The 10583-nt window shown below is 66.4% G+C and carries 7 protein-coding genes and 1 pseudogene; 3 read left to right on the forward strand and 5 right to left on the reverse strand.

What is annotated here, in order from left to right; translation table 11 throughout:
* The 5 genes and pseudogenes from CAG34_RS28930 to mrdA all read right to left on the reverse strand — a co-directional run.
* Window positions 1-314, reverse strand: a pseudogene (locus tag CAG34_RS28930) (hypothetical protein); the annotation flags it as partial.
* A gap of 129 nt (window positions 315-443) precedes the next feature.
* Window positions 444-1544 (reverse strand): sigma54-dependent transcriptional activator SfnR, encoded by a 1101-nt coding sequence (gene sfnR / locus CAG34_RS27130; protein WP_085593485.1) that lies wholly within the window; start codon window positions 1542-1544, stop codon window positions 444-446.
* Between the two features lie 9 nt (window positions 1545-1553).
* Complete coding sequence (locus tag CAG34_RS27135) at window positions 1554-2741, reverse strand: acyl-CoA dehydrogenase family protein (protein ID WP_085593487.1); 1188 nt, start codon at window positions 2739-2741, stop codon at window positions 1554-1556.
* 9 nt (window positions 2742-2750) lie between these two features.
* Entirely contained in the window at window positions 2751-3311 is a 561-nt protein-coding gene (gene msuE, locus CAG34_RS27140) for an FMN reductase (RefSeq protein WP_025338724.1), read from the reverse strand.
* Window positions 3312-3709: 398 nt separating this feature from the next.
* Complete coding sequence (gene mrdA, locus CAG34_RS27145; protein ID WP_025338725.1) at window positions 3710-5605, reverse strand: penicillin-binding protein 2; 1896 nt, start codon at window positions 5603-5605, stop codon at window positions 3710-3712.
* Window positions 5606-5950: 345 nt separating this feature from the next.
* Here mrdA and CAG34_RS27150 point away from each other — a divergent pair, with 345 nt between their 5' ends.
* The 3 genes from CAG34_RS27150 to CAG34_RS27160 are packed head-to-tail and all read left to right on the forward strand — an operon-like array spanning window position 5951 to window position 10123.
* Window positions 5951-6619 carry an ABC transporter ATP-binding protein gene (locus CAG34_RS27150; RefSeq protein ID WP_085593489.1) on the forward strand — a complete coding sequence of 223 codons (669 nt, stop codon included), beginning with the start codon at window positions 5951-5953 and terminating at the stop codon, window positions 6617-6619.
* Complete coding sequence (locus tag CAG34_RS27155) at window positions 6616-9078, forward strand: ABC transporter permease (protein WP_085593491.1); 2463 nt, start codon at window positions 6616-6618, stop codon at window positions 9076-9078. Before CAG34_RS27150 ends, CAG34_RS27155 begins: the two co-directional genes overlap by 4 nt.
* On the forward strand, window positions 9068-10123 hold the full coding sequence (locus CAG34_RS27160; protein WP_085593493.1) for a lipocalin-like domain-containing protein: 1056 nt from the start codon (window positions 9068-9070) through the stop codon (window positions 10121-10123). The genes CAG34_RS27155 and CAG34_RS27160 overlap by 11 nt, the downstream gene beginning before the upstream one ends.
* Window positions 10124-10583: the final 460 nt, after the last annotated feature.

The following is a 10583-nucleotide window of genomic DNA, read 5'->3' on the forward strand; positions in this document are numbered from 1 at the left end:
ATGGCGGTTGAGGTGGTGGTAGCGGCGGCGGTGGCTCGGGTGGTGGCCACGGCGGCAGTGGCAGCGGACACAGTGGCGATAGTGGTGGGCATGGCGGCCCAGGGCATGATGGTCGCGGGCGCAATGGTGCTGATGATGGCGCCGACCACGAGGCCAACCACGAAGCAAATCATGAAGCCAATCACGAAGCCAACCATGAGGCGAATCACGAAGCGAATCACGACGTGGGCGAGCCCCACGGTGTAGGGCATGGCGCTGATGATGGGGCTGACCATGATGTTGGGGATGATCGCGGAGGCGACCGGAACTAGCAATTTGGGTGCCTGTGCCGGCCTCTTCGCGGGCACGCCCGCTCCCACAGGTATCGCGCCGCTTTCAAGGTTGGCGCAGCACCTGTGGGAGCGGGCGTGCCCGCGAAGAGGCCCGAACAGGCCATACACCATTCAGATCGACAACCGCACCACCCGGTTATCCAGCACCTGCTGCTCCTGCCCCCGCCGCTTGTTCACCACCAACTCGCCGATCGCAATCAGCCGGGTACGGGTGATGTTGCGCGACAACCCCAGCAACTGCGCGGTATGCACCTGGTTGTAATGGCAGAACCGATACGCCGACCGCAGCAGGGCATTTTCCACCTTCTCGTACAGGTCACCCGACTGCTCTTCGTACAAGCGGCTGAACGCCCGCTGCAGCAGATCCTCAACACCATTGCCCGCAGGCTCTTCCTCCTGCCGTTCGATACGCAGGTTGGACAAGCGCAGGTCTTGCGCCTGCACCGTACCGTCGCCACAGGTCAGCAAGCTGTGGTGAATCACGTTCTCCAGCTCGCGGATGTTGCCCGGCCAACTGTATTCCACCAGCTTGGCCTGGGCCTTGGCGCTCAACTCCACCGGCCCGTAGCCCAGCCGGTCGCTGTAGCTGCGGATGAAGTGCCGGGCCAGCGGCAGGATGTCACCCGGGCGGTCGCGCAACGGGTGCAACTGCAAGGTCACCACGTTCAGCCGGTAGTACAGGTCTTCGCGAAAATGCCCGGCGTTAATGGCCTTTTCCAGCTGCACGTTGGTCGCCGCCAGTACCCGCACATTGATCGGGATGCTCTTGCGCGACCCCAGCCGCACCACTTCGCGCTCCTGCAGCACGCGCAGCAGCTTGACCTGGATCGGCAACGGCAGGTCGCCGATTTCGTCGAGGAACAGCGTGCCGCCATTGGCTTCCTCGAACCAGCCGGCCTTGGCCGCCAGGGCACCGGTGAAGGCGCCTTTTTCATGGCCGAACAGCTCCGCCTCGACCAGCGATTCGGAAAAGGCACCACAGTTGACCGCGACGAACGGGCCGTTGCGCCGGCCGCTGAGGTTATGGATGTGGCGTGCGACCAGCTCCTTGCCCGTGCCGGTTTCGCCGATGATCAGCACGCTGGCCTCGCTGGGGGCGACCTGTTGCAGGTGGGCGAGCAGCGCCTGCGACCTGGGGTCTTCGAAAACCTGTGCGGTGGCCCGGATCGAGGTGGCCAGTGTCGGGGACGGGGGGAGGGTCAGCAGTTGCATGGGCAATCCTCAGGAATAGAAGGATGGGGCAGGGCGCTTGTCGTTGAGGGCCCACTCGCCGAGTTCGTGGATGCGGTAGTCCACCGGGTCGTGCAGGGTTTGCGTGCGCAGGTTGCGCCAGTGCCGGTCGAAGCGCAGCGAAGCATGGGTGGCGCGGGCGCCGGTGACCTCGAACAGGCGGTTGCAGATGTCCAGGCCATGGCGGCTGGCGGCAACCTTGGCGGTGCCGATGGCCAGGGCCAGGTCGCCGCGCTCTTGCGCCGTGAGGGCGTGCTCCCTGGCCCAGGCGGCATCGAGCTGGCGTGCGGCCCGTTCGATCAGCAGGCGCACGCTCTCCAGGCCGACCCAGAACTCGCCGTAATGGCGCAGCACGTATGGGTCTTCGGCGCTGCTGGCGGCGCTGGAGCGGAACCACGGCCGGCTTTCCTTGAGCGTGTACTGGCGGGCTTCCTCGAACGCCCCCTCGGCGATGCCGAGGAACAGGTTGGCGAAGTGCAACTGGGCAATCAGCGGGCGCAGGGCGGCGAACGGCGTGCTCAGAGGGCCTGGGTCGAGCAGCAGCTCGTTGTGCTCCACCCGTACCCGCTCGAAGGTGGCGCTGCCGCTGTCGGTCTGGCGCTGGCCGATGTTGTCCCAGTCACTGTGCAGGCTGATGCCGGTGCGGCCACTGGGGATGGCGGCGATCAGCAGCTTGCCGCCGGCACGTTCGTCCACCGCCGAGGCGATGAGCATTTCCGAATCGCTGGCGCCTGAGCAGAAGCTTTTCTTGCCGGAAAACTCGCACCAGCCATCGAAGTGCTTGACCACGGTGCGGGTGTCCAGCGGGTTCAGGGCATTGCCCCAGAACCACTGCTTGCGGGCGGTCTGCTCGAACCACGGTTGCCATTGGTCCGGGCGCGAGAACAGGCGCACGGTGGCCAGCATCAGGTGATGGAAGCCGAACACGTGGGCGATGGAGCTGTCGACCCGGGCGAACTCGCGCACCACCGCGAAGGTGTCGTGCCAGTTGGCGCCCTGGCCGCCGAAGGCCTGCGGGATCACCAGCGACAGCAGGCCGCTGTCACGCAGGGCGTCGCGTTCGGCTTTTGGCGTGCCGCCGCGCTCGTCGCGCTCGACGGCGGTTAGGGCAAACTGCCCGGCCAGTTCGCGGGCGATGGCCAGGGCAGGGCGCCGGGGGGTGTTCACAGGTGCATTCATGGCCGCTCCTCAGGCGCTCTTGCGCAGCGCATGATGGGCGCCGAACAGCGGCACGGCGCGCTCTGCGGCCAGGCGGATACGGGCGGCAAGGGCTGCGCTGGACACCCGGTAGTCGGCCATTTCCGCCTGGCTGGCGAACACGCCGATGGGCAGGGTCAGGGCTTGCAGGAAGCTGAACAGTGGGCGCAGCTGGTGGTCGAGCACCAGCGCGTGGCGCTCGCTGCCGCCGGTGGCGGCGAGCAGCACCGGGGTGTCGACCAGGGCGTCCTGGCCGATCAGGTCGAACAGGTGCTTGAAGTGGCCGGTGAAGCTGCCGCGGTACACCGGCGTGGTCACCACCAGCAGGTCGGCTTTTTCCACCAGGCGCAGTTGCTGTTCGACTGCCTCGGGCAGTTCGCTGCGCCACAGGGCGCTGCCCAGCGGGCGGGCGATCTCGCCCAGTTCGATCAGGTGCGGCTTGATGTGCAGGTGCTGGGCCAGTTCGGCGAGGATCGCCTCGGTCAGGGCCAGGGTGCGCGAAGGGCGGGCAGTGCCCCCGGACAGGGCTACGACGTTCAGTGGGGTGCTCATGGGCAGGTCTCCGGTTCTGGTTGAGCGGGGGACTTTGCTTGAGCAATCGTCGTGCCGAGTTTGAATGTGCTTTTATTTCAACTGGTTAGCGCATTTCTGATGGTTGCGGCGTTGTTGCCGTGTGGGCGTTGCCTGTTGATCGTGTGTTGCGCTGCAGACAGTTGGCCGGGTGTTGGCGGCTGTGCAGTTGGGGGATTTATAGAGGATTACGGAATGATAAAAAAGGAATAAGATTTTATATTCTTATTCCCTATTTTGATTTTGATGTGCTGGGGCCGCTTCGCGCCCCATCGCGACACAAGGCCGCTCCCACAGGATTTGCGCTGCCTGTGACACAACACTGAACTTGTGGGAGCGGCCTTGCGTCGCGAAAGGGCTGCGAAGCGGCCCCAGAAGCCTCAAGTGTGCGGCACGCTGCGAGGCACTACCCCACCCGCATACTCCGGCTTCAGATGCCCCTGCTCATCCAGCAGATATGCATCCATCACCTCCCGCACCACCGGCCCTGCCACCCGCCCGCCGGCTTCACCATTCTCGATCATCACCGCCACCACCACACTCGGGTGATCAGCCGGGGCAAAGCCGACGAACAGGGCATTGTCGCGGTGCCGCTCCAGGGTCTTGTCGCGGTTGTAGCGTTCGCCCTGCTTGATCGCCACCACCTGCGCGGTGCCGCTCTTGCCGGCAATCCGGTATTGCGCACCGGCCGCGGCAGCGCGGGCGATGCCGCGCGGGTCGTGCATGACCATCTGCATGCCCTGGCTGACCTGGTCCCAGGCGTGCCTGTCGTGCAGCACGATATTGGGCATCGGGTTGGGGTCTACCGGCGCATCGCCACCCACGGTCATGGCCAGGTGCGGGCGGTGCCACACGCCCTTGCTCGCCAGCAGGCTGGTGGCCTGGGCCAGCTGCAGCGGGGTGACCTGCATGTAGCCCTGGCCGATGCCCAGGATCAGCGTCTCGCCCGGGAACCAGGCCTGGCGCCGGGTGGCGCGCTTCCACTCGGCCGACGGCATCAGCCCGGACGCTTCCTCGAACATGTCCAGCGACACCTTCTGGCCCAGGCCGAACTCGGCCATGTAGTCGTGCAGGCGGTCGATGCCCAGCTTGTGCGCCAGGTCATAGAAGTAGGTGTCGTTGGAACGCATGATGGCGGTGTACATATCCACCCAGCCATCGCCGCTGCGGTTCCAGTTGCGGTACTTGTGGTCGTAGTTGGGCAGCTCGTAATAGCCCGGGTCGAACACCCGGCTGCCCGGGGTGATCACGCCGCTGTCGAGGCCGGCGATGGCCACCTCCGGCTTCACCGTCGAACCGGGCGCATACAGGCCGCGCAGTACGCGGTTGAACAGCGGGCGGTCGATGGAATCGCGCAGGGCGGCGTACTGTTTGAAGCTGATGCCCTTGACGAACAGGTTGGGGTCGAAGCTGGGGTTGCTGACCATCGCCAGCACGTCGCCATTGGCCGGGTCGAGCACCACCACCGAGCCACGGCGGTCGCCCAGGGCCTTTTCCGCGGCCAGTTGCAGGTGGGCGTCCAGGGTCAGGACGATGTCCTGGCCCGGGGTCGGGGCCTTGTGGTTGAGCACACGCATCACCCGGCCCTGGGCGTTGGTCTCGACCTCCTCGTAGCCCACATGACCGTGCAGCTGGCTTTCGTAGAAGTGCTCGATGCCGGTCTTGCCGATCGACTGGGTGCCCCGGTATTCGGTGCTGTCGAGGGTCTTGGCCTCTTTCTCGTTGATGCGCCCCACATAGCCCACCGAGTGGGCGAAATGCTCTGCCAGCGGGTACTCGCGGATGAACTGTGGTTCCACCTCCAGGCCTGGCAGGCGGAACTGGTTCACCGCCACCAGGGCGATCTGCTCCTCGCTCAGGCCGACCATCAGGGTCACCGGCTCGAACGGCTTGCGGCCACGGCGCAGGTCCTTGTCGAACTGCTTGCGGTCGTCGTCGGTCAGGCTCAGCACCTGGGCCAGGGTGTCGAGCACCTTGGCCGTGTCGCCGCCGGCCCGCTCGCGGGTCATGGTCAGGTCGAAGCTGGGCTTGTTGTCGGCCAGCACCACGCCGTTGCGGTCGTAGATCAGCCCGCGCTCAGGGGCGATGGGCAGCACGTGCACGCGGTTGTTTTCCGATACGGCGGTCTGCTGGTCGTGTTGCAGCACCTGCAGCACATAGAGCCGGCCCACCAGGACGGCGACCAGGCTGAAGACCAGGGCGGCGCAGGCCAGAAGCCGGCGGTTGACCAGGTGCTTTTCCTTTTCGTGGTCCTTGAGAGGTATGGGTTGCGGCATCGGGTTTCTGTCTGCTGATGGTGTGGCTGGGTGAGGTGTGAGCGCAGTGGGCACGCGCCTGTGGGAGCGGGCGTGCCCGCGAATGGGCCGCGCATCGGCCCCGGGGGGCGGTGATGCTACGCAAGGTAGTGAGCCCCCTCAAGGTGAAGGCCTGCGGCTGCAGGCGCGAAGATGGCTGTCATGTCCGCAATCAGGGGCTTGCCGACAAAATGAAGATTTGTTCATGGCGACGGTACGGTGATGGAATTTGCCGATGGCACGATGCACGTCTAGTCCAGGAGCACACCCACGCCGCGATGAACCTGCTATTCCTAAGAAAACACCTGAACCCACCAAGGCCCGTCGATGCTGGTCATCGAGCAACTGCACAAATCATTCCCCACCCCCCAGGGCCCGCTCCCCGTGCTGCAGGGTGTCGACCTGCGCCTGGCGCGCGGCAGCAGTCTGGCGCTGATGGGCGAGTCGGGCAGCGGCAAGAGCACCTTGCTGCACCTGGTGGCCGGCCTGGACCGTGCCGACAGTGGCCGCATCCTGATCGACGACACCCCGCTCGACAGCCGTTCCGAGGCGTCGCTGGCGTTGTGGCGGCGGGAGGACATAGGCCTGGTGTTCCAGCAGTACAACCTGATCAGCAGCCTGGACGTGGGGGCCAATCTTGCGTTCCAGGCTCGGCTGGCCAGTCGGCATGATCCCGATTGGCTGGCCTACCTGGCGCAGCGCCTGGGGCTGGCGGATTTGCTGGCGCGTTACCCGGAGCAATTGTCTGGCGGCCAGCAACAGCGGGTTGCCATCGGCCGCGCCCTGGCCGGGCGCCCGGCCTGGTTGCTGGCCGACGAACCCACCGGCAGCCTCGATGAAACCAGCAGCGATGAGGTGTTGAGCCTGCTGTTGCAACTGGTCGCCGAGGCTGGCAGTGGGGTGCTGATGGTGACCCACAGCCCGCGGCTGGCGGCGCGCTTGCAGCAGCGTTGTTACCTGCAGGCCGGCCGCGTGCGGCCCGAGCAGGGCGGATGAGACTTCTATCGCTGGCCCTGCTGGCGCTGCTCAGCCACTGGCGGCGCCATCGCGTGCAGTTTTTCAGCATCTTCACCGGCCTGTGGCTGGCCACGGCGCTGTGGACCGGCGTGCAGGCGCTGAACAGCCAGGCACGCAGCGACTATGCCCGGGCCAGCGCGGTACTGGCCGGGCCGTTGCAGGCGCAACTGGTGCCGCGCCGTGGTGAGCGCTTCGACCAGGCACTGTACGTGCAGTTGCGCAGGCTGGGCTGGGCGGTGACGCCGGTACTGGAAGGGCGCTTGCGCTTTGCTGGTGAGCCGGCGCGCAGCGTGCGGTTGATCGGCATCGAGCCGTTGAGCCTGCCGCCGGCCAGCAGCATCGCCGGTGTGCAGCCCGGAACGTTCGATCTGCAGGCCTTTGTCGGCAAGCCCGGGCAAGCCTGGGTCGGGCCGGACACCTTGCGCCAGCTGCATGCAGGCCCCGGGGCCTCAGCACGCGACAGCGAAGGGCAGCTGCTGCCGCCGTTGGTTCTACAGCCAGCGCTGGCCCCAGGGGTGATCGTGGTCGATATCGGCCACGCCCAGGCGCTGCTGCATGCACCCGGGCAGTTGTCGCGCTTGCTGGTGGCTGCCACGCCGGGGCCATTGCCGGCGGATATCGCGCCTTACCTTGAGCTGCAACCCCGACAGGACGATGGCGGCTTGCAGCGGCTGACCGACAGTTTCCACCTCAACCTGACCGCCCTTGGCCTGCTGGCGTTTGTCGTCGGCCTGTTCATTGCCCATGCCGCAATCGGTTTGGCACTGGAACAGTGGCGCGGCCTGATTCGCAACCTGCGCGCCTGTGGCATCAGCCTGCAAACCCTGCTGTGCGCCTTGGTGCTGGAGCTGGGGCTGTTCGCGGTGCTGGGCGGCCTGGCCGGCGTGGCCAGTGGTTACGGGCTGGCCGCGTGGTTGCTGCCCGATGTGGCCGCCAGCTTGCGCGGCCTGTATGGCGCCCAGGTCGCCGGGGCGCTGAGCCTGCCCGCCGGGTGGTGGCTGATGGGCGTGCTGGTGAGCGTGCTGGGGGCGCTGCTGGCGGGTTTGGGCAGTGTGTTGCGTGCGGCGCGCTTGCCGTTGCTGGCGCTGGCGCAACCTCAGGCGTGGCGGTTGGCCCAGGGGCCTTGGTTGCGGCGCCAGGCCATGGTGGCCGGCCTGTTGCTTTTGCTGGCCCTGGGCTGTGGCGTGCTGGGCGACAGCCTGCCCAGCGCGTTCGGCCTGCTGGCAGGCTTGCTGCTGGCGGCGGCGCTGCTGCTGCCGGCCTTGCTCGACCGGGTGCTGGCCTGGCTGGCGCGCCATTGCCGGCGGCCTTTGGCGCAATGGTTCGTCGCCGACAGCCGCCAGCAATTGCCGGCCCTGAGCCTGGCGTTGATGGCACTGTTGCTGGCGCTGGCGGCCAGTGTCGGGGTGGGCAGCATGACCGAGGGCTTTCGCAAGACCTTTGTCGGCTGGCTTGACCTGCGCCTGTCCGCCGACCTGTATGTCACGCCAAGGGACACCGCCCAGGGCTCGCAGATAGCCGAGTGGCTCGGGCAGCAACCTTCGGTGGATGTTGTATTGCCCGGCTGGCGTGTGGAAACACAGCTGCAGGGCTGGCCGGTGCAGGTCCAGGGCATCGTCGATCATCCCGTCTATCGCACTCGCTGGCCATTGCTGGCGCAGCAAAAGCAGGCCTGGCAACAACTGGCCGCCGGGCAGGCCGTGATGCTCAGTGAACAGCTGGCCAGGCGACTGAAGCTGCAGCTGGGCGATCGCCTGAGGCTGCCCGCAGACACTTCGCCAGCCCTGAGCGTTGTGGGCATCTATGCCGATTACGGCAACCCCAAAGGGCACATGCTGGTCAATGCCGGCTGGCTGCGCGGGCATTGGCCACAGGCAACCCTGACCGGGTTGAGTGTCGATCTGTTGGGCGACCAGGTGTCGGCGCTCGAGGCCGCATTGCAACAGCGCTTCGCCCTGGACGACAGCCGCGTGGTCGAGCAGGCGCGTCTCAAACGCTGGTCGACCGACGTGTTCAACCGCACCTTCGCCGCCACCGCCGCGCTCAACAGCCTCACCCTTGGCGTGGCAGGCGTGGCGCTGTTCATCAACCTGCTGACCCTGGGCCAGACCCGCCTGGGCCAGTTGGCGCCGCTGTGGGCACTGGGTGTGCGGCGCACGCATCTGGTGTGGCTGAGCCTTGGGCAGACACTGTTGCTGAGCAGCCTTACCGTGCTGCTGGCGATTCCGCTGGGCATCCTGCTGGCCTGGTGCCTGGTCGCGGTGGTGAACGTGCAGGCATTCGGCTGGCGTTTGCCGCTCTACGTGTTCCCTGCGCAACTGCTGCACCTGGCCGTGCTGGGCATGCTTACCAGCCTGTTGGCCAGCGCCTGGCCACTGTGGCAGCTGGCGCGTCGCCAGCCGCGTGAACTGTTGAGGCCGTTTGCCGATGAAACGTAGCGCCTGGCTGTTGCTGTGTGGGTTGCTGGGCGGCTGTGACCAGCCCGCCGAGCAGAGCTATGCCGGGCTCGGGCAGCAGGCGGGTGAATTCAGCCAGGTAAGCCGCGGCCATCGCCTGGAGTTTCCGCGTGACCACGGGGCCCACGATGGCTTTCGCATCGAATGGTGGTATGTCACCGCCAACCTTCAGGACCTCCAGGGGCGGGACTGGGGTGCGCAGTGGACGCTGTTTCGCTCGGCCCTGCGCCCAGGCCCCGAGACTGCCGGCTGGAACAGCCCGAACCTGTGGATGGGGCACGCGGCGTTGACCGGCCCCGGGGGGCATCGGTCTGGCGAAACCCTGGCGCGTGGGGGTATCGGCCAGGCTGGCGTGCAGGCCCAACCATTCCGGGCGTGGATCAATGACTGGTCGTTGCAGGGCAGCAGTGGCATCGAGCATCTGCAAATGGTTGCCGGTGGTGACGGCTTTCGCTATGACCTGCAACTGCACAGCGATCGGCCCTTGGTGCTGCACGGGGACCAGGGCTACAGCGAGAAGTCCGGCAAGGGGCAGGCTTCGTACTATTACAGTCAGCCGTTCTATCGGGTGAGTGGGGAAGTGCAGCGTGACGGCCAGTGCATTGCAGTCACCGGCCAGGCCTGGCTGGACCGGGAATGGAGCAGCCAGCCGCTGGCTGCCGGGCAGACGGGTTGGGACTGGTTTTCCTTGCACCTGGACAGTGGCGCCAGGCTGATGCTATTCCAGGTGCGCGAAGTGCAGGGGGAGGCGTATCGCGCCGGTACCTGGGTCGGCCCGCAGGGTGAGGTGGTGGCACTGCAGGGTGCGCAGATCCAGCTGCAGGCGCTGGCCTGGGCCCGGCAGAAGAACGGCAAGCAGGTGCCGACGCGATGGCGGGTGCAGGTGCCGGGGCATGGCGTGGATGTGCAAGTCGAGGCTGTGGAGTCGCACGCCTGGATGGAGACGCGGTTCCCGTACTGGGAGGGGCCAGTGCGCTTGACCGGGAGTGCGGGTGGGCGAGGGTATCTGGAGATGACCGGCTATTAGCACCTCATATCCCGGCCATGAGCCCAGCCCTTTGGGCTGCGCTGTCGCGCAGAGAACTCAGTGCGCAAGCGTTCCGCGTATCGTGTGGGAGCGGGCGTGCCCGCGAAGAATCCAACGCGGTGCCTGGCACCGGCTCCGCCGGTGTTCGCGGGCGCGCCCGCTCCCACAGAGCCACGCTAAATCAATGAGTTATGTGTTGTTCTATGAGAGCGGGCGTGCCCGCCGCAAAGCGGCCCCGGCAATGCTGTGGTGATGCGAAGATCCTGAGGGCGCTTCGCACCCCTTTCGCGACACAAGGCCGCTCCCACAGGGAATCGCGCCAACTTTTGGAATTTGAACAAGACAGTTGCTCCCACAGGTATGGACTGCCCCCGAAAAGTTGGACAGTTTTAGCCAGTGGCCTGAGTCCTGTAGCTGACAGGGCTCAGGCCATTGAGTTTCAGCCTGATGCGGTCATGGT

This window comes from Pseudomonas sp. B14(2017) (assembly GCF_002113255.1).
Lineage (GTDB): Bacteria > Pseudomonadota > Gammaproteobacteria > Pseudomonadales > Pseudomonadaceae > Aquipseudomonas > Aquipseudomonas putida_Z.